We start from the raw sequence: 23,555 nt of genomic DNA, 5'->3' as shown, positions 1-23,555 counted from the left end.
AAAAACGGCAGACTTGGTGGGTTTCCGTTTCCACTTGGTGAATCGTTTTCAGCAAATGACAGATATGTATATCTTTGTTTTATGAAGATGCTCCGACTTTTTACCGTTTTCTTTTCAGTGATTTTTGTAAATATGGTGCATGCCCAAAGCGGTAATGTGGTGGGAGAGGTGCGGATGCAGACCAAAAAACTGGAAAAGGCAGTCGATACCGAAGACGAATCCGCACAGGCTGATTCCTACTACAACATTGGTGAAACTTTCTTTAAAGACGGTAATTTCCGCAAAAGTGAAGAATATTATGCCAAAGCTAAAGCCATTTATGAAAAACTAAATGACAGGTCCAATATTGAAAAGACAAGCCGTAAATTGGCACAGTCTCAGGAAAAACAGAATAAGTTTATCCCGGCCATCAGCAATTACAACAGAGCGGCAGAGGTCAGCCCGCCTAAAAGCCGTGTTCTCAATTCCAATGATGTAACCCGGCTCTCCGTAAGTTCTCCTGAAGCAAAAGAAGAAGCCATCCAGAGCAATATCCGGCTGAACGAAAAAGAAAAGGATAACAGTGCGCTGGCAACAAGCTACAGCCAGATGGCGGATGTAAATATTCAGCAAAATGATATTCCGAAAGCGGAGGCCAATCTTACAAGTGCTTATAGAATCTCCAAAAAGGAAGCCCCGCAACAGGCTTTGGAAATCAATCAGAAACTGACTGATTTCTATGTAGACAATCGAAAATTTGACAAAGCTATTGCAACAAAAAAGACAATGTTGAAAGAAGATTTCGTAAAGAAAAATTCTAAAAAGGAAGTCGAGCAGATCCGCGAACTGGCAGACATTTACATTAAGAAAAATGATCCGGAAGAAGCCATAGGCTTGTTGAAAAAATCATACAGGATCGCTCTTGAGAAACGCCACACCCTGGAGGCCCGGAAAAGCGTGAAAAAACTAGACAGTCTTTATAGTGTTTCCGGAAATACGGATGCTTCGGTAAAACTTTACCGTGATTTTTTAGGAAAACTGCCGGAACTTGTTTCCAAAGACAAAAGCCTGGTCGATGAAAAGATCCTGGAGGATAACGAGCAGAGAATCACGCAGCTTGAAAAGGAAAAACAATTAAAAGACGAATTGATCCGCAAGAAAAATGTTTTTAATTACAGCCTGATTGCCGCTGTGGTTATTCTCATCGCGCTGGTTTTGTTCATTTTCAGAACCCTGAAAAAAGTTCAGGTAAAAAATAAAAAGATCGCCCTACAGTCGCTCCGCCGTGAAATGAATCCCCATTTTATTTTCAACAGCTTAAATTCGGTAAACCATTTTATTGCTACGAATAACGAACTGGAAGCGAATCAGTATTTAACACGATTTTCAAAGCTGATGCGTTGCGTAATGGAGAACTCCACGGAAGACTTTATTCCGTTTCAGCAGGAGCTGGACCTCTTGCAGAATTACCTGGCGCTGGAAAAAACACGCTTTGCCGATAAATTCGACTATGAAATCGAGGTGGATGAAAATCTCAATACCCAAAGCCTGAAAGTTCCCGGAATGCTCGTGCAGCCCTTCCTCGAAAATGCCATCTGGCACGGACTTCGTTACAGGACCACCAAAGGATTTCTGACCCTGCATTTTGAAAAGGAAGATCAAAATCTGAAAATAACGATTCAAGACAACGGCATCGGTATCGAAGAAAGCAAAAAGCAGAAAACGGAACACCAGAAAGCCCGGAAAGGCCGGGGTATGAAAAATACACTGGAGCGGATTGCGTTGCTGAATGACCTCCATCACCAGGATATACAGTGTAAGATCACCGATAAAAAAAATGCACAGGGAGTTGCTGTGGAAATCACCTATAAATTGCTGAATAAATGAAAATAAAAGCCGTACTCGTAGACGATGAACTGATGGCGAGAGAAGTTTTAAGGAGCTATCTCACCAAATACTGTCCGCAGGTCGAAATTTTAGGGGAAGCTGAAAACATCACACAAGCCGTTCCCATAATTGCCGATAAACAACCGCAGCTTGTATTCCTGGATGTCGAAATGCCCTTCGGGAATGCCTTTGATGTTCTGGAAGCCACCAAAGACTTTTCCTATGAAACCATTTTCATTACCGCGTTTTCACAGTATTCCTTACAGGCACTGAACAAATCGGCAAGCTATTACATCCTGAAGCCTATCGATATTCAGGAGCTTATCGTGGCGGTAAACAAAGCGGCAGAAAGCATTGAGAACAAAGAAGCGCTCAACCGGAATAAAATATTACTCGAAAATTTAAAATTAAAACCGGAGAAACAACAGCTGATTCTTCCTACTTTACAAGGCTTTGACGTCGTAAAGACAGAAGATATCATCAGGCTCCAGGCGGATGGCAACTTTACCCAGGTTTACCTTACGGACGGTTCCAAGAAGATGGTCTGCCGCTTCCTGAAGCATTTCGACGACCTCCTTGAATCCCCTTTTGTAAGAGTTCACCGTTCGCACATCATCAATACGCGTTTTGTAAAATCCTACCATAAAAGCGGAACCGTAACTCTTTCCGACGATACAGAAATCGAAGTCTCCGGCAGTTTTAAGGATAATTTCCTGAAGGTTTTTTCATAGAAACTGTTTGGATTCTTATTTATAAAATATTCCGTCATTACTCTTAATTTTCTGAATTAAAATAAACTTTGTTTATGCTTCACTTTAATATGACGATTTCAGTAAAACAGGTGATATACTGCGAAGAAACTGATGAATTGTTTTTTTTTTAGCTAAAATATCTTAATTCTTAATGTTGAAAAACAAAGGCTAAATTTAAAACAGGCTCTTGAAGAAAGAAAAGCCGCAATCCTTTCAGGCATCATTTTTGAAGAATTCAGGATACCACAAAAATATTCTGTTATGAAAATGCTGAAGAAAATTGCTATTCCCGTTTCACTGGGAATCTTAGGACTCGTAATTTTAAACTCCTGTGCTGCTGGAATTCCGAAAGGTGCTACCGCAGTTCAGAACTTCAAAGTTGATCAATACCTTGGCAAATGGTACGAAATAGCCCGTTTCGATTATAAATTCGAGAAAAACATGGATAACGTGACGGCTACTTATTCTAAAAATCCTGACGGAACCATTAGGGTCGATAACCGTGGCTATAACTACGTAAAAAAAGAATGGAAAGAATCCATCGGCGAAGCCCGGTTTATAAACGGTGAAAATGAAGCAAGATTAAAAGTTTCTTTCTTCAAGCCGATCTGGGCCGGGTATAATGTTGTTGATATCGATGACAATTACCAGTATGCTTTAATCATGGGTAACAATTTAAAATACCTGTGGATCCTTTCACGGACCAAAGAAATCCCGGACAGCATTAAGCAAAGATTTCTTGCAAAAGCAAAAAATGTAGGCTATAATACCGAGGAGTTGATTTGGGTGAAGCATGATTAAATTGAAAATCGGTCATTAATTATCAATGATCCATTTTTAAAAAAACAAATCTATCATTACTTTGTTATTCCGCAGGAATCTACACGCAAATCTTTCGCACGATGCTAATACTACGCTGAGATTCCTGCGGAAATCGAAGATTCGACGGAGTCAATACAAGTACAATGCATATCGGTTGTAAAATCTCAGATTTTCTTTCTCATGTGTTCTAAAATATTCTCAAAGCCAAAAGCCTAAAATCTTATGTTTCTTATGTGTTAAGATTTTCAGTTCAAACCTTTATACTCTTTCCATTCCTCAAAACGATGATCGATCACCTGTTTCATCAGGTCATAGTTTTCATAGGTATCTTCAATATGATAGAAGGTTTCGTATTCATAATCGTTCTCTTCAGCTTTCGTATCAAAGAGATTTACATAATCGTCTGCAAATGAGCTAAATAGGTTTCCGAAATCTGTTTCGTCCTTGTAATAATCCTGTGCAAAGGCATTTCCCATCGCATTAAGGTCATGTTCCGAGAACTTCCCGTCCATACAATCCATCACAAATTCAGCACCCGTCATTTCACGGCGTCTGATCTTTTCGATTTCTTCTCCGGTGTCTTCTTTTAATTCCCCGGAGATCAGGCCTTTATTGATACACCAATTAAGGAACATCCCGGTGTGCGTGGCTCCGTTGTTTTCAGAAAGCTCTTCTGGAAAATCTCCGCCGTAATGCCACGAAGCATCGTCGTATTTAGACATAATGATAGTTTAACAATTTCCGTCAAAAATAGAAAAAATCAATTTATATTGCCCGGCAGACAGAAATTTCCGTCATTTGCGTAGAAATTTTTTCTACCCATATTATATGAAAAATGCTGTTCTGATCACCATTGGTGACGAAATCCTTTCGGGGAACACGATAGATACCAATTCCAACTTTATTGCGAACGAACTTAAAAACATCGGGATAAAAGTTCTGCAGATCTTTACCATTTCAGACGAAATTGAGACCATAAAAAAGACCATCCGCACTGCTTTTGAAACAGGGGATGTTATTATTACGACCGGAGGTTTGGGACCCACCCGAGACGACAAAACCAAAAAAGCCATTGCCGAATTTTTTAATGACGAACTTGCTTTGGATGAGGCCACCTTCAACCATCTGAAAGCTTACATGGAAAAACGCGGCCGACTGGAAATCCTGGAAAGAAACCGGGAGCAGGCATTTGTTCCGACAAGGTCAAGAGTTTTTCAGAATCATTTCGGAACAGCACCGTGTACCATGATGGAAGAGAACGGAAAACTTTTGTTCAGCCTGCCTGGGGTTCCGTATGAAGTGAAACCGCTGATCAAAGACCAGATTATTCCCTATTTACATGAAAAATTCAGCTTAAATTATATTTCCACAAGAATTGTTTCCGTAGTAGGCATTCCTGAAAGCATTTTAGCAGATATTGTTGAAAACTGGGAGCTGGCTTTGCCTTCAAATCTTTCTCTTTCTTATCTGCCGGTGGGAACCCGTGTTAAATTACGTCTCACGGCCACGGGGTCAAACGAAACGGCTTTACAGCAGCAACTGGAAGAGGAAATCCAAAAACTGTTGCCTTTGATTAAAGACAATGTAATTGCCACTTCCGAAGATAAAATCGAAAAAATCCTTGCCGGGATTTTAACAGAAAGAAAACTCACCATTTCCACGGCGGAAAGCTGTACCGGAGGAGAACTCGCAAAGATGATCACATCCGTTCCCGGAAGTTCCAATTATTTCCTTGGCGGGATCATTCCCTACGCTGCCGAAAAGAAGATCGGTATTTTAAATGTAAAGAAAGAAACCGTAGAAGAATTTACAGTGGTCAGTGAACAGGTGGCGGCAGAAATGGCAAAAGGCTGTCAGAAATTATTTAATACCGATATTTCACTGTCCACAACAGGAGTGGCGGGGCCAGGAAAAGGGGAGGACGGCAATGAGGTAGGAACGGTCTTTTACACCATCCGTGTACACGATACGGAAGTGACATCCAAATTGTATATGCCACATCTGGAAAGGCTGGATTTTATGTATTTCGTAGCACAGAAGATTATTCAGGATTTGGTAGGCATTCTTATTAATAACTGAAAGTAAATTTTGATTTTAATATTTTTTTAATTGAATATAACCGGATATTTCACGACTTTTGTAATTTAAAACTAAAAGTTTAAGTGGTGGAAAATTCAAAACAGATCTTTCAGACCAACAACAAAAAGCGTTGGAGGAATGTGCAGTGGGGAAGCCGTATTTTTATCTTTGTTGCGGTGCTGCTTTTTCTGGCGCTGGGTCTGATGATGAAATTCGGCAGAAGCCCGAAAATTCCTTTCAAGGAAGATTACAAAGCGGTGATCACCGCCAGCAAACCCTATCTTCAGGAAAATAAAATATCAAAAGAATACAAAGGTTTCAGAAGCTTTATTTCCGAAAAAACCATACATACCAACCTTGCCAAGATCAGAAAGGCAAGAGCTGAAAGATTTAAAAACCAGAACCGTAACTGGTCACAATTTCCGGGCGGGATCCGTTCTGCATTCTATGTAGCCTGGGATCCGCAATCCCTGATGTCCCTGAAAAGAAACATCCGGCATATCAACCTGGTCTTCCCGGAATGGTTCTTCCTGGATCCTAAAACAGGAGACCTGAAAACCAATGTTGATCCGGAAGGATATAAAGTAATAAGAAGGACGGGCGTAGCAACCATGCCGATCCTCAGCAATAATTTTAATCAGGAATTCCATTCGGAAGGATTGGGGAAAGTACTGAAAGATCCTCTGAAAAGAACAAAGCTGATCCGGAAGCTTACAATGGAATGCCAGAAACTGCATTTCAAAGGCATCAATATCGACTTTGAAGATATGAATCTGGATTCCGACGAAAACCTGATTGCTTTTATGAAAGAGCTTTCGGATACGTTTAAACAGAATAAATTGCTGGTTTCCATGGACATCATGACGGATAACGACGATTACAATGTTGAAAAACTGAGTCCGTATGTTGATTATTTTGTATTGATGGCCTACGACGAATATTCCGCAGACAGCGATGCCGGGCCTATTTCCTCACAGAAATGGATCGAAGCACAGACCGGAAAAATATTAAAGAAAATCTCACCCGAAAAAATCATCCTGGGGCTGGGAGCTTATGGCTACGACTGGAGTACCGATAAAAACGACAACAGTTCCGTGACCTACATGCAGGCGATCACCAAAGCCAGTGCCAGTAAGGCGACAATTAATTTCGATGACAATACTTTTAATCTGAATTATTCTTATACCGATTCCAAGAATAACACCCACACCGTATTTTTCAACGATGCCGCTTCGATTTTCAACACCATGCGTTTCTCCTCGGAATATCCGCTCGCCGGAACTGCCCTCTGGAGGCTGGGTAGCGAAGACAGCCGGATCTGGAATTTTTACGATAAAGACTTAACGTTTGCCGGGCTTTCAAAATTAAATTTAAAAGTCCTGGAAAATGTAAAAGGACAAACCATGGTGGATTATATCGGTGACGGGGAAGTGTTGGATGTTCTGAACACTCCGCATGACGGAAAGATAGCCCTGGAAATCGATCCGAAAGAGAAAATCATAACCGATGAAAATTATATCACCTATCCGAGTTCTTACGAAGTGAAAAAGTATGGCGGAGCTCCGCAGAAAGAGCTGGTTCTTACTTTTGACGACGGGCCGGATGAAACCTACACGCCGCAGGTGTTGGATGTTCTTTCCAAATACCACGTTCCCGCTGCATTCTTCCTTGTCGGATTAAATGCCGAAAAAAACCTTCCGCTGGTGAAAAGAATTTACCGCGAAGGCCATGAAATCGGAAATCATACCTTTACCCACGAAAACGTAGCGAAAGTCAGTCCCGAAAGGGCGTTGCTCGAACTGAAGCTTACAAGGCTGCTTATCGAATGCATTACCGGACACAGCACCATCCTGTTCCGGGCACCATATAACGCCGATTCTGAGCCAACAACTTCCGAGGAAATTATTCCCGTGGCATTGGCAAGACAGCAGAATTACCTCGACATCGGTGAAAATATCGACCCTGAAGACTGGCAGCCCGGCATTAAGGCCGATGAAATCGTAAAAAGGGTAATGGCCGGCGTAAAAGCGGAACGGGGAAATATCATCCTGTTACACGACGCGGGTGGCGATACTCGGGAAGAAACCGTAAAAGCACTGAAAATTTTAATTCCGACCCTGCAGAAACAGGGATATCATTTTACCAATCTTACCAGCATCCTTCACAAGAAAAGAAGTGAACTGATGCCGGAAGTACCTAAAACCAGAGCGTACTATGTGATGCAGCTTAACCTGGTGCTGGCAACGGTGATCTATGGGATCAGTCATTTCCTTGTAGCATTGTTCACAATTTTTATAGGGTTGGGACTTATCAGGTTATTCATCATGCTGTACTGGGCGTTTAAAGAAAAGAAAAAAGAAAAAAAGCTGGGAGAATTCCCGGTGCTGGAAAGTTATCCGAAGGTTTCCATCATCGTTCCCGCATATAATGAAGAGGTGAATATCGTTTCTTCCCTAAACAACCTGTTAAAGCAGACCTATCCGAATTTCGATGTCATTATGGTTGATGACGGCAGCAAAGACTCTACCTATGAGAAAGCGAAAACTGCATTTTCAGATCACCCGAAACTAAAAATATTTACCAAAGCCAATGGCGGAAAAGCGACGGCTCTTAATTTCGGGATTTCCAGAACCGATGCGGAGTATGTAGTCTGCATCGATGCCGATACCAAACTGGAGCAGGATGCCGTGAAATATTTAATCGCCCGATTCTTAAATGCAGGCCAGGAAGAGAAAATTGCTGCCGTTGCAGGAAACGTAAAAGTGGGAAATACCGTAAACTGGCTTACCAAATGGCAGTCGATTGAATATACCACCAGTCAGAATTTCGACAGGTTGGCCTATGCTTATATCAATGCCATCACGGTAATTCCGGGAGCTATCGGTTCTTTTAAAAGATCGGCGATCGAAGAGGTGGGCGGTTACTCTTCCGACACCCTGGCTGAAGATTGCGACATCACGGTGAAAATTCTCAGAAAAGGCTACACCGTGGCCAATGAAAACCGAGCGGTGGCCGTAACGGAAGCCCCGGAAAGCGTAAAGCAGTTTTTAAAACAGCGTTTCAGATGGACCTACGGAATTATGCAGATGTTCTGGAAACAGAGGCAGACCTTCCTGAATCCGAAATATAAAGGGCTTGGATTATGGGCCATGCCTAATATTTTGCTTTTCCAGTATATCATTCCGTTTTTCTCGCCGATGGCAGACCTCATCATGTTCTTCGGGATTTTATCAGGAAATGGCGGCAAGATATTCAGCTATTATCTGATCTTCCTGCTGGTAGATGCTTCGCTGGCTTTTATCGCCTTCATTATGCAGCGGGAGAAATTCGTCAACCTGTTGTACGTTATTCCACAAAGGTTCGGTTACCGCTGGCTGATGTACATTGTCCTGTTCAGAAGTTTAAGAAGGGCTTTAAAAGGAGAAATGCAATCCTGGGGATTCCTGAAAAGAACAGGGAACGTGAAGGAAATTCAGACTTCGTAAGTATCATTCGGTTTGATTATCAAATAGATGATTTAAAATTTTAACAAAAAAATAACTATCGAAGAAACAATATGGACCTATAGAAAATTTAAAAAGATAATTGTAAATGGATTTTTAATATTTGGTTAAATTTGTTTCCGCTGTACAGTAACAAATAAAAAAAAAGATATACTTATCGTATAAATTGTAATTATAATGAAAAAATTAACGCTTTCTCTGCTTTTATTAGGAGGAATATGTTCACAGACAGTGAACGCACAGGCGACAGATAAAGGTCTGGACCTTAGTCTGATGGATAAATCGGTACGTCCGCAGGACGATTTTTACAGCTATGTAAGCGGTACCTGGATGAAAACGGCTAAAATTCCTTCTGATAAACCGACATGGGGAAGTTTCAACAAACTGGCTGAGGATACGGACAATAATTCCATGACCATCCTTAACTCTCTTTTAAAAGATAAGTTTGCAGACGGAACAGAAGGCAAAAAGATCCAGGACCTTTACGCATCGTATATGGATATGTCCAAGAGAAATGCGGATGGGATCAAGCCGATCCAGGCAACGCTTAACAAAATTGATGCTATTAAAAATCTGAATGACCTTCAGAATTATTTAATTTCCGTAACGAAAGAAGGGGAAAATAATTTCTATGCATGGGGTGTGGATGCGGATCTTAAAGATTCTAAAATGAACGCGGTATATTTGGGAGACGCTTCTTTAGGATTGGGAAGAGACTACTATCAGAAAGTTAATGAAAAGAATACCGAAGCATTGGCAGAATATACAAAGTATGTGGCTTCCATGCTGAAAGAATTAGGATATAAAAATGCCGATACAGCCGCAAAAGGGATTGTTGATTACGAAAAGAGTATCGCACAGACGTATCTTACCAATGAACAGAGCAGGGACAATACGCTTCAGTATAACCCTAAAACCATGGCAGAACTTTCTGCACTGGTGAAAAATGTAGACCTTCCGGGTTACCTTAAAAAAGTTGGCGTAACGTCGGATAAGGTAATTATCGGAGAATTAGGCTATTATAAAAATCTGGACAAATTTATTAATACACAGAATCTTCCTGTAATCAAAGATTATCTGAAATTCCACATGATCCACGGCAGTGCTTCTTATTTAAGCGAAAAGATCGGGGACATGAGGTTTGCTTTCTACGGTAAATACCTGAGAGGGCAGCAGGAACAGAGAGCGCTGAACAAAAGAGGATTTGAGCTCATCAACGGAACTTTGGGCGAAGCATTCGGAAAGTTGTATGTTGAGAAATATTTCCCTGCAGAAGCGAAAGCGCAGATGGTGGAACTTATCGATTACTTAAAGAAGAGTTTTGCCGTTCACATCAATAATTTAGCGTGGATGTCTTCAACTACGAAAGAAAAAGCGATGCAGAAACTGAATAAGTTTACGGTAAAAGTGGCTTATCCGGATAAGTGGAAAGATTATTCAAAGTTAACCATCGTTCCGGAATCCAAAGGAGGAAACCTGTATTCCAACCTTCAGAACATCACGGAATGGCAGTACAACAAAGACCTTGCGAAAATCGGAAAACCGGTAGACAAATCAGAGTGGGGAATGACACCACAGACGGTAAATGCTTACTACAACCCGGTAAACAACGAGATCGTATTCCCGGCTGCCATCCTTCAGCCGCCGTTCTTCAACCCAAAAGCAGATGCTGCGGTGAACTTCGGAGGAATCGGAGCGGTTATCGGTCACGAAATGAGCCACGGATTCGATGATTCCGGAGCACAGTTCGATGCAGACGGAAACCTGGTAGACTGGTGGACACCGGAAGACAAAGCCAACTTCGAAAAAGCAACCAAAGCGCTGGCTGCGCAATACGACAAATACGAGCCGGTAAAAGGAACTTTCGTTAACGGAACTTTCACTAACGGTGAGAATATTGCCGACTTAGGTGGAGTAAATATCGCTTATGACGCGCTGCAAATGTATCTGAAAGATAAAGGGAATCCGGGAGTAATCAGCGGATATACCCAGGATCAACGTTTCTTCCTGAGCTGGGCAACCGTTTGGAGAACTTTATCCAGTGAAAAATATATGGTAAATCAGGTGAAAACCGATCCGCACTCTCCGGGGTATTTCAGAAGCTTCGGACCTTTAACGAACGTTGATGCTTTCTACAAAGCATTTGATGTGAAAGAAGGCGATAAATTGTATAAGAAGCCGGCAGACCGAATCAAAATCTGGTAGCCCTTCTTTAAATCATAAAAAACCGTTCAGTAATGAGCGGTTTTTCTTTTTTAGAACCTGGTATCTTGCAACTCTATCGATAGAAACGAGCTTTAGCCTGTTTTCAAATTCGAGGAAATCCGGCTTTAGCCAAAACCTTTTTACAGCTCTTCTAAATTAAAAATTAAGCAGACTCTTACATTTTCTGTGGTACGAATAAGCGGTACCAGATTGCAATAAATTTGTATATTTGGTAAGTTTGTGTAAATCAAAATATATTTAAATGAAAAAGCTAAATATCGGGATACTTGCCTTTTCCGGCTTGGTATTCTTAAATTCGTGTGGTACGGCAAAGACGGCGGATGCCCAGAAGCCGGAAATGACAAAGGAAATGGCTGTGGATCCGGTAAAAAAAGAAGAAGTGAAAGAAGAAGGACTGAATTTGGCCTATATGGATAAAGCAGTACGTCCACAGGATGATTTTTTCAGCTATGTAAACGGAAATTGGGTGAAAACCACCCAGATTCCATCCGATAAAGCGAGTTGGGGATCTTTCAATGCCCTGAGGGAAAATGTGGATGACGCTTCTCTGGATATCTTAAATAAAATTCTATCAGAATCTTATCCTGCCGGTTCAGAAGGCCAGAAAATCCAGAACCTGTATGCTTCATTTATGGATACCGGAAAAAGAAATGCGGAAGGTCTTGCCCCTATAAAAGGGGACCTGGCAAAAATCGATGCCATTAAAAACCTGAATGATCTTCAGAAATACTTGCTGGAGGCTACGAAAGTGGGCGATAACTCCTTTTACGGATGGAGGGTAAGTGCCGATATGAAAAATTCTACTATGAATGCGGTTTATCTGGGCGGTCCGGATCTTGGATTGGGAAGAGATTACTATCAGAAAGTAAATGAAGCAAATACCAAAACCCTTGCAGAATATCAATCGTACGTCGGAAGATTATTTGGTGTACTCGGATATAAAAATGCGGATGCTGCTGCTAAAAACGTAGTGGATTTCGAAAAACAGCTGGCCAATTACCTGCTGACCCTTGAGCAGAACAGGGATGCCAATTTAAGATACAATCCTAAAAATGTATCCGAACTGCCGGCACTCGTAAAAAATATCAACCTTCCGAAATACTTAAAAGAAGCAGGGGTAAATACCGATCGAGTAATCATAGGCGAGCTGAAATATTACCAGAATATGGATTCTTTCCTTAACCAGAAGAACCTTCCGTTGCTGAAAGATTATCTGAAATATCATCTGATTAACGGAAACGCAAGCAACCTGGATGAGAACCTGGAGCAGATCAGATTCGATTTCTATTCCAAATACCTTCAGGGGCAGAAAGAACAGCGTCCGATGAACAAGAGAGGACTTTCTCTGGTAAACGATGTTTTAGGGGAAGCATTCGGAAAACTGTATGTTGAAAAATACTTTACTCCTGAAGCCAAAGCGCAAATGGAGACGTACATCGATTATATTTTAAAATCATTCAAAACCCATATCAACGATATGGATTGGATGTCTCCGGAAACTAAAGTAAAAGCACAGGAAAAATTATCGAAATTTACCGTGAAGATCGCTTATCCGGACAAATGGAAAGATTATACGCAATTAAAAGTGGAATCCCCGAAAGCAGGAGCAACTTTATATTCCAATTTACAGAATGTTTCCGCATGGCAGTATCAGAGAAGTCTCGACAAAGTAGGAAAACCTGTTGATAAATCGGAATGGGGCATGACGCCGCAGACGGTAAATGCTTACTACAACGGATCGAACAACGAAATCGTTTTCCCGGCGGCAATCCTTCAGCCTCCGTTCTACAACCCGAAGGCTGATGCGGCGGTAAACTTCGGCGGAATCGGAGCAGTAATCGGCCACGAGATTTCTCACGGTTTCGATGACAGCGGTTCCAGATTCGACGGAGACGGTAACCTGAACAACTGGTGGACGGATGCCGACCGTAAAAACTTTGATGCGAAAGTAGCCCAGTTGGCAGCCCAGTACAGTGCTTACGAGCCGGTAAAGGGAAGTTTTGTGAACGGTAAATTCACCAGTGGTGAAAACATCGGGGATCTTGGAGGAGTTGCCGTTGCTTACGATGCGCTTCAGATGTACCTGAAAGACCACGGCAATCCGGGACCGATCAGCGGATTTACTCAGGATCAGCGGTTCTTTATGAGCTGGGCAACCGTATGGAGAACAAAATCTACCGACCAGTATATGACCAACCAGGTGAAAACCGATCCGCATTCGCCGGGTGTTTTCCGGGCATTCGGGCCGTTGGTGAACCAGGATTCTTTCATCAAGGCATTCGATATCAAGCCGGGCGACAAAATGTACAAAGCACCTCAGGACAGGATAAAAATCTGGTAATAAAAGCCGGAAAATTGTTAGAAATGAAAAACGTATCAGAAATGATGCGTTTTTTTATTTAATTTTTTCTAGTTTAGTGATATCGTAAATATCGGTTTTTTACTGATGCTTATTATGATGAATAATATTTCAAAAAAATCTTAACAAAATTTTTTATGTTACAGTTTTTTTTTAAATTTAAGCATTGGATTGGTCAGTTATTTGATGCTGATAAAAACAATGAACACCACAATAAGAAATCTCAAAATAACAATAATATGGCAATGTTTAATTATGGCGTTGGCGGAAACGAGGTAAAAGTAGACGCGAATGAAGCTATACAGCAGATTCAGGAGAATAAATCGCTGATAGTGAGCCAGCTTACAACAGATGAATCTTACGTTCCTGAAATCGTAACAGGATTAAAAACCGTGGAAGACGTCTTCAGGCATTTCCAGCCTTCGGTGCAGGTTCAGCACGAAACGGAAGACGGTAATATCGTAGAAGAAGAATTCCGGTTCCGGAATCTTGCAGACTTCACTCCCAAACATCTTACTCAGAAATCGGAATACTTACAGAAGCTCAGCATGGAGCAGGAGCAGTACAATAAAATCGTACGCCAGCTGAAAACCAATAAAATTCTGCGGAACATGCTGGAAAATGATCAGACCAGGGCTGCATTTGTGGAAGTATTGAAAGAAGTGGCCCAAGAACTTGAAAAATAACCTAAAGACGTATGAATCATGGACAGTAAATTACAGGCAGCTGAAAACCAACAACAGCAGGGGCAGCAGCAACACGCGGGCCAACCCAAAGGTAATCCGCTTGCCGAACTCAATAAAATAGGGGGCTTTGGTTTTGTAGAATCCGTTGTAGACGGCATCGCCAATATGAACCCTACCAGGAAAGCCAGAAAGGAAATCTTCCTGAACGACAGCAACAAAGCCGATGAAAGGAAAGAGCTTCTTCAGAAAATCAACCTTTGGGTACAACTGCTGGAAGGAAACGAATCTGCAGATCAGATGGCAGATACCTGCAAAGCAAAAGCCCAGGCTGCCGACCAGAATCTAAAATTAAATTTAAAAAATACATTGGACTCCGTTCGTATGCTTGAGACCAACTATAGAACGGTGGCGCAGTTCTATAAAAATACGGAGCTGGATAAAGTAGACAATGTGAGCATTGTAAATGCAAGTCTGGACCAGGTTTCGGACCTTGATAATCCATTATTCATAGATGCTGTCGCAGAAGAATTCAAAAACTACTACGACCGTCTGGATCTTAGGGATAATTACTCGATCCTGGCGATTCCGGGATACCTGGGTTCCAATAAGGTTATTGAAAAATGGGCCAAAATCTGTAATGAGAATAAAGTCATGATGATTACGGATTTCGCAAACCTTGACAAGCCGGACGACGTGGTGGATCTTTTCCATTCTGCCAACCTTACGGGTGGCGAACTGCACAGAAGTAATGTGATCATGACGTGCAACTGGCTTGTAGGCCGGGGAAAAGCCGAAGAAGTAGGCGAAGAAGAAAACGTTGAGCTTCCGCCTTCCACCTCATTAGCTGGAAAAATCCATAAAACACTTATGTCCCAGGTAGCTGCGGGGAAAAAGCACGGAAACATAAACGAAGTAGACGCTGTAAAATTCGAGCTTAAGAAAAGTGAAATTTCCCAGCTTGAAAAAATGGGATTGGTGCCTATGGTGAATGAATACGGAAAAATCATGGCCTTCTCTGCGAAAACTTTATTTACCGGAGACAATATTGGATTACAAACCTATTCCGTAGTTCGTGTATTCGATTATGTGACAAAAGTACTGCTCGATTTCCTGAACAGAAGGGCTTTCGAAAACTGGAATGCCAAGAATGAGGATGATCTGAGAAGACAGATCGTTACCTTCCTTGACGGGATCAAAGGTCCGGACAAGCTGATCGAAAAGTTCAAGATCGTCCGTTTCGAGCAGGATAAAGTCAATAAAGACCGGGTATGGCTGGATATTCGTTTAACGCCTTATTTCCCTACGAAAAGTTTTGTGATCAAACTGGACGGACATAAAGGTGACGACGGCAACGAATGGGATGCTGAATACCTTCAGGATTGATCTTAACCGTATTAAAATATTAAACCGATGGGATTTTCACATCGGTTTTTTTCTACCGAATTATTAAAAAAAGTATTATGAAAGGCAGGCTGTTCTATTTTTTGCCATTGGTATTCATTGTATTCGGTTGTGAAGATAAAAAACTGCAGCACAATCAGAAAATCGACCTTTTTGCAGACGAAAGGCAGGAAGGAAAAGCTTACATCATGAAACCCCAGGAATGTTTTTACGAAAGCGATCTGGTGGTTTCTTCAGTAGATATTAAGCTGGTCGACCAGTCTTCCGGCCGCGGAAAACCCATTTTTATCTACCGTGTCCTTTCCGGGAAAGTTCTTAAAACCACGAGGGATTCCGTGGTAAGCTTTCCGTTTCAGTTTCTTTCCGGTCAACGATTGATGTTTAAAAGAGATTCCACCTCTTATATTTATCTCAAAAAACTCGAAGGCTACCGTTTTATAGCCAAACCGATGCACCTGAAATACCAGTGGCTGAAAGCGGCACCCGTCTATTCGGTAAAATCTGAACAATAAAGCATTATCTTTGCAGTATTAAAATACTGACACATTCACTTAATACTTGGCCATCTGCCAAACAGTCGGCTGTATTCAAGTTGTATTAAACTCTGTCGGAATATCTGAATAACAATTAAATTTTGGAAAATATAAATAAAGTGCCGGAATTCAGGCATATTGGCAACAAATTGCTCAGCTGGTACAATATAAACGCCAGGGATCTGCCATTCAGACAGACAAAAGATCCCTATAAAATCTGGATCTGCGAGATCGTTTTCCAGCAGACCAGGATTAACCAGGGCCTGGGCCATTACAATAATTTCATTAAAAGATTTCCGGATGTAAAAACGCTTGCTGAAGCTGAAGAAGACGAAGTGCTGCTGTACTGGAAAGGGCTGGGATATTATTCCAGGGCAATCAATATTCATAAGGCTGCTCAACAGATTATGACTGAATATGGCGGAACTTTTCCTCATCAATATGAAGAAATTTTAAAATTGAAAGGAGTTGGAAAATATACGGCGGCGGCTGTTTCCAGCATTTGCTTTGATGGGAAAATACCTGCCGTAGACGGAAATTTCTACCGGGTGTTAAGCCGAATCTTCGCCGACGGATTTGATATATCCGGCTCAAAGGCCTTTAATTATTTCTCCGAACTGGCGCATCTTATTTTACCTGATAATGTAGGCGATTTCAATCAGGCCATGATGGATCTGGGTTCCGAGATCTGTAAACCTAAAAATCCGCTTTGCAGGGAATGTCCGCTGAATGAAGACTGCCTGGCTTTTTCTCTGAACAAAATATCCGAATTTCCTGTTAAAGCAAAAAAAACGAAGGCGAAGGATCTCGAATTAAAATATTATTTCGTCCACAGAAACGGGCAATTTTTAATTCAGCAGCGGAAAGATGACTTTATCTGGAAAAAACTGTTTGAATTTTCTCCTGAGATTTCCGATGCACTAGTACCGTTCATTGTAGGAATGAAAACCGTCAGCCATAAGCTGACGCATAAAAATCTCAGCATCGATATTTACAACGTGGAAGTGCAGTCCGAAGAAATCTGGAACCATTTTATTGCCGAAAACAATTATCTCGTTACCGATGTGGAAACTTCCCAAGATAAATCATTCCCGAAGCCGCTGGAAACATACATCAGGAATTACGAGGAGGCTTATCGGTTTTTGTAACCATTTACCACACTATTTGTCATTCCCGCAGGGAATGTAAACATAGTATTAGAGAGAAGCACGGAAAGATTCGGTGATAGATTCCTACGGAAATCGCAGATTCGACGGAGTCAATGACAAAGATGCCACAAAATACATCTACGCGGTTTCTTACAAGTGAAGCGGCTTTGTGAAACTTAAAACCAGTTAGTAGTAAAAATATCTTTGTGGCCTTTGTGTTCAAGAGCAGCATTCCACTCAAATCCAAAACTCCTTGAAATGCTGAAATTTGTCTTCCGAAATCTGAAATCTAATTTGTACTTTTGCAAAATGTTTAAAAACGCGATTTTTATTTTTGTAGCCATGCTTCTGGTATCCTGCGGCAAAGATCCGGTGCCGAAGCCTTACGGTGAGCTCCGTCTGGAATATCCGAAGCCTCAGTACCGCAAATTTGAAAACAACTGCAATTATACTTTTGAATATTCTGATTTTGCGAAAATTACGGATGCAAAAAGGCCTTGCTGGTATTATCTGAATTATCCGAAAATGAAAGCCAAGGTTTTTGTAACCTATTATCCGATACAGAACGATTTTGCCGATCACATCAAGGAAGCGGAGAAAATGGTGTATGAACATACGATTAAGGCAAGTGCCATCGATACCAAATCTTTCGAATATCCTAATAAAAAGGTATACGGCAACTTTTACGAGCTGAAAGGGCAGAGTGCATCCAATCTTCAGTTTTATATTACGGATAGCACGAAGCATTTCGTAACGGCTTACTTATATTTCAATACGAGGCCGAAGCCTGATTCACTGGCTCCTGCGGTAGACTATATCAAAAAAGATATGAAGCACCTGCTGGATACTTTTGAATGGAAAAAATAATTGACTCTTATAATACTTTGAAAAAAATATGAAACTTTTAGTTGTAGGAAGTGTTGCGTTCGACGCAATCGAGACGCCATTTGGGAAAACAGATAAAATTTTAGGAGGTGCTGCTACGTATATCGGGATCACTTCATCCATTTTAGGCGTTAAATCCGGAATAGTATCGGTAGTTGGGGGTGATTTTCCTCAGGAATACCTGGATATGTTTACCGACAGAGACATTAATATTGAAGGAATAGAAATCGTAAAAGAAGGAAAAACATTCTTCTGGGCGGGAAAATATCATAACGATCTCAACACAAGAGACACGCTGGCGACTGAAGTAAACGTGCTCGAAAATTTCGATCCTAAAATCCCTGATTCCATGCAGGATGCCGAGATCCTTTTATTAGGAAACCTTCATCCGGGCGTACAGCTTTCAGTACTGGAAAGAATGAAGAACCGTCCGAAACTGGTTATTTTGGACACCATGAACTTCTGGATGGATTCCGCACTGGAAATTCTAATGGAAATGATTGCCAAGACAGATGTAATCTCCATCAACGACGAAGAAGCAAGACAGCTTTCAGGAGAATATTCTCTTGTAAAAGCTGCTAAAAAGATCCACGCCATGGGTCCTGAATATGTAATCATTAAAAAAGGAGAACATGGAGCCCTGCTTTTCCACGACAATAAAGTATTTGCTATTCCTGCATTGCCGCTGGAAGATGTTTTCGATCCGACAGGAGCCGGAGATACTTTTGCCGGAGGATTTGCAGCTTACCTTGCCAAAAAAGAAAAGATCGATTTCGAAACGATGAAATCCGCTTTGATCGTAGGTTCGGCAATGGCTTCTTTCACGGTAGAGAGATTCGGAACGGAAAGAATTCAGGAAGTAAACGAAGCCGATGTTTTCGGAAGACTGAAGCAGTTCAAGGAGCTGACGACTTTCGATGTGGAACTCCAGTAAATAGTTTTCTTTTAAGAAATATTTATAATAAAAAATTTAGTGTAATTCATTAAGAATTCTAAATTTGCAACTTGTTTAAAATAGTAAAATGACAAATAAACTTAAGATCACTTTTCTTTTTGGAATTTTCATCATGTTGTTCGGAATAAATACGATGGACGCACAGCTGAAAAAAGGAGATTTAGTGGATGGTATCTCTGCTGTAATCGGTGATGAAATTGTGCTGGAGTCCGATGTAAACGAGCAGATGAACTACGCAAAACAGCAGGGGGCTTCTAATATAGATAAGTGTGAGTTTTTAGAAAATTTTCTTAACAACAAACTTCTTGTTTACGAAGCAAAAAAAGATACATTGATCGAGAACCGTTCGGCAGCCATCAAGGAACAGGCGAATGCCAAATACCAGCAGCTGCTTTCCCAGTTTCCGGACGAAAAGACAATGCTGGCAGCTTATAAGTTCAGAAATGGTTATGAAATGAAAAATGCCATCGAAAAAATCGATGCCGACCAATATTACGGACAGGCAAAATACCAGAGGATTACGGATAAAGCTGACGTTACGCCTAACGAAGTAACGGATTTTTATAACATGTACAAAGCACAGCTGCCGGAAATCAAGGATGAAGTTTCACTGTCCCAGATTATGATGTTCCCTAAGCTTACGGAAGCCCATAAAGATGAGCTGATCAACAAGCTTAAGAAAATCAAAAAAGATATCGAAGGTGGAGAAACGTTCGAAAGCCAGGCTAGAATCTATTCCGAAGATCCGGGATCCGCTTCAAACGGAGGATTAATGAAGAACATTTCCAAAGGACAGATGGTGAAGCCTTTTGAAGCCGCAGCACTGAACCTTCAGGAAGGTGAAATTTCGGACCCGATAGAATCCGAATTCGGCTACCACATCATTCAGTTGGTAAAAAAATCAGGGAAGATATACGATGCAAGGCATATTCTTCTGATGGCAACACCAACAGACGAAGAAATGAAAACGGCTAAAGCAAAACTCGACAGCATCCGGGGATTGATCCAAAGCGGAAAAATGACCTTCAAAGATGCGACCTTCAGATTTTCTGATGATAAAAGAACTAAATACAACGCAGGGATCATTCCGGGAGCAGACGGTTCAAACAAGATCGAAAGAGAAACGCTTCCGGGAACCATCAGCTACGAATTGGCAGGTTTGAATAAAGGAGATATCACCACCGCTTTTGATGACGAAGACGAAAGAAAAAGAAAAGTGGTGAAGATTATCAAAATTGAAGATGTCATTCCGGCACACAAAATTACTTTGGAAACGGATTACGACAGGATCAAGCAGATGGCACTCAACAAGAAAAAAAATGAAATGGTTGAAAAGTATGTAAATTCAAAGCTTCCGACCATTTTCATTTCCATCGACAGACGTTATGACGAATGTAACTTCAAGGGACACTGGAAAAAAGATGCTATTAAAAAATAAAACATAAGCCTTCAGAATTTCTGAAGGTTTTTTTTATGGAAAACCATCTGGTAACAGAGGTTTTTATTATTTTTACGGCATGAGCAGTTTTATAGATTTCAATTCAGCAAAAAAGCTTCACGATATGCAGTCGCAACAGAATGCAATTACCCAACTCTTTAAGATACAGTATCCGATTATCCAGGCAGGTATGATCTGGCATTCCGGATGGAAGCTGGCTTCGGCGGTTTCCAACTGTGGCGGACTGGGACTGATTGGTGCCGGAAGCATGTATCCCGATGTTTTAAGGGAAAACATACGAAAATGCAGACAGGCTACGGATAAACCTTTCGGAGTAAATGTTCCCATGCTGTATCCGAATCTGGATGAAGTGATCGGTATTATTCTGGAAGAAGGTGTAAAGATCGTTTTTACCTCGGCCGGAAACCCGAAAACCTATACCGAAACCCTGCAGAAAGAAGGGTTAAAGGTTGCTCACGTGGTCTCGTCCACCAAATTTGCCATGAAATGTGAAGATGCCGGTGTGGATGCTGTTGTCGCGGAAGGCTTTGAGGCAGGAGGCCACAACGGAAGGGATGAAACCACTACATTCTGCCTGATTCCGAATGTACGGAAGCATATTTCCAGACCATTGATCGCGGCCGGAGGAATTGCTCTGGGTTCACAGATAAAAGCAGCCATGATTTTAGGAGCAGATGGCGTACAGATCGGTTCGCGTTTTGCAGCTACGGTGGAAGCCAGTGCCCACGAAAACTGGAAACAGAAAATCACTGAACTTCAGGAAGGGGATACCCATTTAACCCTGAAAGAGCTTGCCCCTGTGAGAATGGTTAAAAATAAATTTTTCAACGAACTGGAAGAAATTTACAATACCGGAAGAAACAAGGAATCTCTTATTGCTTCCTTAGGCCGTGCGAGGGCAAAGAAAGGGATGTTTGAGGGCGATATGGAAGAAGGCGAACTGGAAATCGGCCAGGTTTCGGCTTTGATCGATGAAGTATTGCCGGTAGAAACGGTTTTCAGAAATTTGCTTGAAGAATTTAACCAGGCAGGGAATCCGAGTTTGTAGTCGGATATAAAACAGAATGGAAGGAAGGATTGTTGACGTAAAAGGGCAAAAGCTGTACATTGAATATAATCAGGTCTTTAAAAACAGGCCGACCCTTGTTTTTTTGCATGATTCCTTAGGCTGCACGCAGCTTTGGAGGGATTTTCCGTCCGAATTAGGGAAAGCGGTTCAATGCAATGTGCTGGTCTACGACCGCCTGGGCTATGGAAAATCTTTTCCCATGCCTACCCACGAAAGGAAAAACAGCTATATGGAAGCCGAAGCCGACGTGCTGAATGATTTGCTGGACGTACTAAAAATAGATAAGGTCATTCTTTTCGGCCACAGCGACGGCGGAACCATTGCCCTGATCATGGCTGCAAAATATCCCGGGAGCGTAAATGGAGTCATCTGTGAGGCCGGACATATTTTCGTAGAAGACGTTACCATAAAGGGGGTAAAGGATGCCTTGGAAACATATAAAACAACCAATCTTCCCGAACGCCTGGCAAAATACCACGGCGATAAAACGGAAATGCTGGTGAAAGCCTGGACCGAAATCTGGCTCAGCGACCGTTTTAAAACCTGGAATATTGAACAGATACTAAAGAATATTACCGCACCGTTACTTTTCATCCAGGGCGAAAATGATGAATACGGAACGCTGGATCAGGTCGAAAGAACCGTTTCTCAGGTAAATGGAAAAGCCGAAAAGTTCATTATTCCCAATGTGGGACATACCCCGCATAAAGAAGTTCCAGGAATGGTTTTGGAAAAAGCTGCCGGCTTTATCAACAGCATTTTGAAAAGTGAATGATGTAATGATCCATAGTGAATTCGCTCCGCTTGTCAATAGTCAATAATGAATTTTTTATAGGAAGCCAATGTTAGAAAATATAAAGTCGCGAAAGAATTTTAAATACTTTCTGTGGAAAAGTTGCAATGATTTTAGCTTTGATAAAATTGAGTACCGCTTACAATTCACCCTTCACCTGCACAACAGAATTCACCATTGACATCAATCCCCTACAAACTTTCAATCTCCCATTCAATATTTTTCCTCGCCTGATCTTCATATTGATTCCTGAATGTATCGGTTTTAAAAATGCTTTCCAGCTTTAAAAAATGCTGCAATACCTTTTTCCTGCCCGGTTTATACAGAAAATCGGGATAAACAGCATATTCCTTCCTTATTTTCAGGGTATACTCCATATAGGTTTCCCGGTCTTTTCCCAAAACAGAAAGATCAGCATCCAGAAGGTAATTGGTATCCGAATCGTCAGACCGCTGATGTCCTTTTGTAGCGATAATCTGTTCTGAAACTTTCCTAACAGTATCCTGATCGATATTCATTCTTTTCATCCTTGAAGCAGCGAATTCGGCACTCTTTTCCTCATTGGTTTTTGAAGTAGTATCATAAATGACATCGTGATAAAAAACAGAGAACGTAATTATTGAAAAATCCGTAATATCAGCCTTTAGGGTCTCAAGCTCGGGAAACATATTTTCAAGATGCTGCAGATTATGGTAATGCCTGCCTTTTCCGGTATATTGTTTTTCAATTTGAGCCCATAAATTTCCGATAAGCTGATAATCATCAGTAAATGGCAGACAGTTCTGTAAAAATCTTTCCTTTAAATTCATAACTTAATTTTCAGTAAATCCGTGCATTTTAAAATTAATTAAAATTTGATAGCATTTAAAAATAAAAGCACAGAAATAATCAGGAATTTAAATAGCTTATCCTTAACAGAATGCAAACAATAGCATTTGATAAAAATTGTCAGCAGTGATTTTGAGAAAAGCAACTTCCAGCATCTCTTTTCCTCTTCCTGCCTTTTAACCTAAAAAGTT

Annotated in this window: 18 protein-coding genes; 16 read left to right on the top strand and 2 right to left on the bottom strand. The window is 41.2% G+C overall.

Going from position 1 to position 23,555, the window contains the following annotated elements; all coding sequences use genetic code 11:
- The first annotated feature begins 81 nt into the window (after positions 1–81).
- From ACED20_RS09140 to ACED20_RS09130, 3 genes are all read left to right on the top strand, one after another.
- Positions 82–1,866: a histidine kinase gene (locus ACED20_RS09140; RefSeq protein WP_378104243.1), complete on the top strand. Its 1,785-nt coding sequence runs from the start codon at positions 82–84 to the stop codon at positions 1,864–1,866.
- Positions 1,863–2,597 (top strand): LytTR family DNA-binding domain-containing protein, encoded by a 735-nt coding sequence (locus ACED20_RS09135; RefSeq protein ID WP_294264618.1) that lies wholly within the window; start codon positions 1,863–1,865, stop codon positions 2,595–2,597. Before ACED20_RS09140 ends, ACED20_RS09135 begins: the two co-directional genes overlap by 4 nt.
- Before the next feature lie 282 nt (positions 2,598–2,879).
- Entirely contained in the window at positions 2,880–3,419 is a 540-nt protein-coding gene (locus tag ACED20_RS09130) for a lipocalin family protein (protein WP_294324164.1), read from the top strand.
- Positions 3,420–3,685: 266 nt separating this feature from the next.
- Here ACED20_RS09130 and ACED20_RS09125 read toward each other — a convergent pair whose 3' ends face one another.
- Positions 3,686–4,162, bottom strand: a complete 477-nt coding sequence (locus ACED20_RS09125; RefSeq protein WP_294324166.1) for a hypothetical protein — start codon at positions 4,160–4,162, stop codon at positions 3,686–3,688.
- Between the two features lie 106 nt (positions 4,163–4,268).
- Here ACED20_RS09125 and ACED20_RS09120 point away from each other — a divergent pair, with 106 nt between their 5' ends.
- From ACED20_RS09120 to ACED20_RS09060, 13 genes are all read left to right on the top strand, one after another.
- Positions 4,269–5,519: a CinA family nicotinamide mononucleotide deamidase-related protein gene (locus tag ACED20_RS09120; protein ID WP_378104242.1), complete on the top strand. Its 1,251-nt coding sequence runs from the start codon at positions 4,269–4,271 to the stop codon at positions 5,517–5,519.
- A gap of 86 nt (positions 5,520–5,605) precedes the next feature.
- Entirely contained in the window at positions 5,606–9,004 is a 3,399-nt protein-coding gene (locus ACED20_RS09115) for a polysaccharide deacetylase family protein (RefSeq protein WP_378104241.1), read from the top strand.
- 195 nt (positions 9,005–9,199) lie between these two features.
- A complete protein-coding gene (locus ACED20_RS09110) occupies positions 9,200–11,227 on the top strand; it encodes a M13 family metallopeptidase (RefSeq protein ID WP_294199857.1) in 2,028 nt (675 codons plus the stop codon).
- 262 nt (positions 11,228–11,489) lie between these two features.
- A complete protein-coding gene (locus tag ACED20_RS09105) occupies positions 11,490–13,589 on the top strand; it encodes a M13 family metallopeptidase (RefSeq protein WP_378104240.1) in 2,100 nt (699 codons plus the stop codon).
- 257 nt (positions 13,590–13,846) lie between these two features.
- Complete coding sequence (locus ACED20_RS09100) at positions 13,847–14,293, top strand: type VI secretion system contractile sheath small subunit (RefSeq protein ID WP_294199855.1); 447 nt, start codon at positions 13,847–13,849, stop codon at positions 14,291–14,293.
- Between the two features lie 18 nt (positions 14,294–14,311).
- The gene (locus ACED20_RS09095) at positions 14,312–15,676 is read left to right on the top strand and encodes a DUF5458 family protein (RefSeq protein WP_294238416.1); all 1,365 of its coding nucleotides are present in this window, start codon (positions 14,312–14,314) and stop codon (positions 15,674–15,676) included.
- 77 nt (positions 15,677–15,753) lie between these two features.
- Entirely contained in the window at positions 15,754–16,206 is a 453-nt protein-coding gene (locus tag ACED20_RS09090; RefSeq protein ID WP_294238419.1) for a hypothetical protein, read from the top strand.
- A gap of 122 nt (positions 16,207–16,328) precedes the next feature.
- Complete coding sequence (gene mutY / locus ACED20_RS09085) at positions 16,329–17,375, top strand: A/G-specific adenine glycosylase (RefSeq protein WP_294238422.1); 1,047 nt, start codon at positions 16,329–16,331, stop codon at positions 17,373–17,375.
- A gap of 309 nt (positions 17,376–17,684) precedes the next feature.
- The gene (gldD, locus tag ACED20_RS09080; protein ID WP_294199851.1) at positions 17,685–18,242 is read left to right on the top strand and encodes a gliding motility lipoprotein GldD; all 558 of its coding nucleotides are present in this window, start codon (positions 17,685–17,687) and stop codon (positions 18,240–18,242) included.
- Between the two features lie 28 nt (positions 18,243–18,270).
- Positions 18,271–19,194 carry a PfkB family carbohydrate kinase gene (locus ACED20_RS09075; protein ID WP_294199850.1) on the top strand — a complete coding sequence of 308 codons (924 nt, stop codon included), beginning with the start codon at positions 18,271–18,273 and terminating at the stop codon, positions 19,192–19,194.
- Positions 19,195–19,282: 88 nt separating this feature from the next.
- Complete coding sequence (locus ACED20_RS09070; RefSeq protein WP_294199849.1) at positions 19,283–20,653, top strand: peptidylprolyl isomerase; 1,371 nt, start codon at positions 19,283–19,285, stop codon at positions 20,651–20,653.
- Positions 20,654–20,732: 79 nt separating this feature from the next.
- On the top strand, positions 20,733–21,722 hold the full coding sequence (locus tag ACED20_RS09065; RefSeq protein WP_378104239.1) for an NAD(P)H-dependent flavin oxidoreductase: 990 nt from the start codon (positions 20,733–20,735) through the stop codon (positions 21,720–21,722).
- A gap of 16 nt (positions 21,723–21,738) precedes the next feature.
- Positions 21,739–22,518 (top strand): alpha/beta fold hydrolase, encoded by a 780-nt coding sequence (locus ACED20_RS09060; protein WP_294232057.1) that lies wholly within the window; start codon positions 21,739–21,741, stop codon positions 22,516–22,518.
- Positions 22,519–22,727: 209 nt separating this feature from the next.
- Here the strand turns inward: ACED20_RS09060 and ACED20_RS09055 are convergent, their stop codons facing one another.
- The gene (locus ACED20_RS09055; RefSeq protein ID WP_294238425.1) at positions 22,728–23,345 is read right to left on the bottom strand and encodes a hypothetical protein; all 618 of its coding nucleotides are present in this window, start codon (positions 23,343–23,345) and stop codon (positions 22,728–22,730) included.
- Between the last annotated feature and the right edge of the window lie 210 nt (positions 23,346–23,555).

Origin of the sequence: Chryseobacterium sp. sg2396 (assembly GCF_042610505.1) — a bacterium.
Classification (GTDB): domain Bacteria; phylum Bacteroidota; class Bacteroidia; order Flavobacteriales; family Weeksellaceae; genus Chryseobacterium.
Note: the sequence above shows the minus strand (reverse complement) of the source record. Positions and strands in the feature narration are given on the sequence as shown.

Excerpts from the sequence above, each read along its gene's own strand:
- ACED20_RS09140 (WP_378104243.1), top strand. The coding sequence starts at position 82 with ATGAAGATGCTCCGACTTTTTACCGTTTTCTTTTCAGTGATTTTTGTA.
- ACED20_RS09135 (WP_294264618.1), top strand. The coding sequence starts at position 1,863 with ATGAAAATAAAAGCCGTACTCGTAGACGATGAACTGATGGCGAGAGAA.
- ACED20_RS09130 (WP_294324164.1), top strand. The coding sequence starts at position 2,880 with ATGAAAATGCTGAAGAAAATTGCTATTCCCGTTTCACTGGGAATCTTA.
- ACED20_RS09125 (WP_294324166.1), bottom strand. The coding sequence starts at position 4,162 with ATGTCTAAATACGACGATGCTTCGTGGCATTACGGCGGAGATTTTCCA.
- ACED20_RS09120 (WP_378104242.1), top strand. The coding sequence starts at position 4,269 with ATGAAAAATGCTGTTCTGATCACCATTGGTGACGAAATCCTTTCGGGG.
- ACED20_RS09110 (WP_294199857.1), top strand. The coding sequence starts at position 9,200 with ATGAAAAAATTAACGCTTTCTCTGCTTTTATTAGGAGGAATATGTTCA.
- ACED20_RS09105 (WP_378104240.1), top strand. The coding sequence starts at position 11,490 with ATGAAAAAGCTAAATATCGGGATACTTGCCTTTTCCGGCTTGGTATTC.
- ACED20_RS09100 (WP_294199855.1), top strand. The coding sequence starts at position 13,847 with ATGGCAATGTTTAATTATGGCGTTGGCGGAAACGAGGTAAAAGTAGAC.
- ACED20_RS09095 (WP_294238416.1), top strand. The coding sequence starts at position 14,312 with ATGGACAGTAAATTACAGGCAGCTGAAAACCAACAACAGCAGGGGCAG.
- ACED20_RS09090 (WP_294238419.1), top strand. The coding sequence starts at position 15,754 with ATGAAAGGCAGGCTGTTCTATTTTTTGCCATTGGTATTCATTGTATTC.
- gldD (WP_294199851.1), top strand. The coding sequence starts at position 17,685 with ATGTTTAAAAACGCGATTTTTATTTTTGTAGCCATGCTTCTGGTATCC.
- ACED20_RS09075 (WP_294199850.1), top strand. The coding sequence starts at position 18,271 with ATGAAACTTTTAGTTGTAGGAAGTGTTGCGTTCGACGCAATCGAGACG.
- ACED20_RS09070 (WP_294199849.1), top strand. The coding sequence starts at position 19,283 with ATGACAAATAAACTTAAGATCACTTTTCTTTTTGGAATTTTCATCATG.
- ACED20_RS09065 (WP_378104239.1), top strand. The coding sequence starts at position 20,733 with ATGAGCAGTTTTATAGATTTCAATTCAGCAAAAAAGCTTCACGATATG.
- ACED20_RS09060 (WP_294232057.1), top strand. The coding sequence starts at position 21,739 with ATGGAAGGAAGGATTGTTGACGTAAAAGGGCAAAAGCTGTACATTGAA.
- ACED20_RS09055 (WP_294238425.1), bottom strand. The coding sequence starts at position 23,345 with ATGAATTTAAAGGAAAGATTTTTACAGAACTGTCTGCCATTTACTGAT.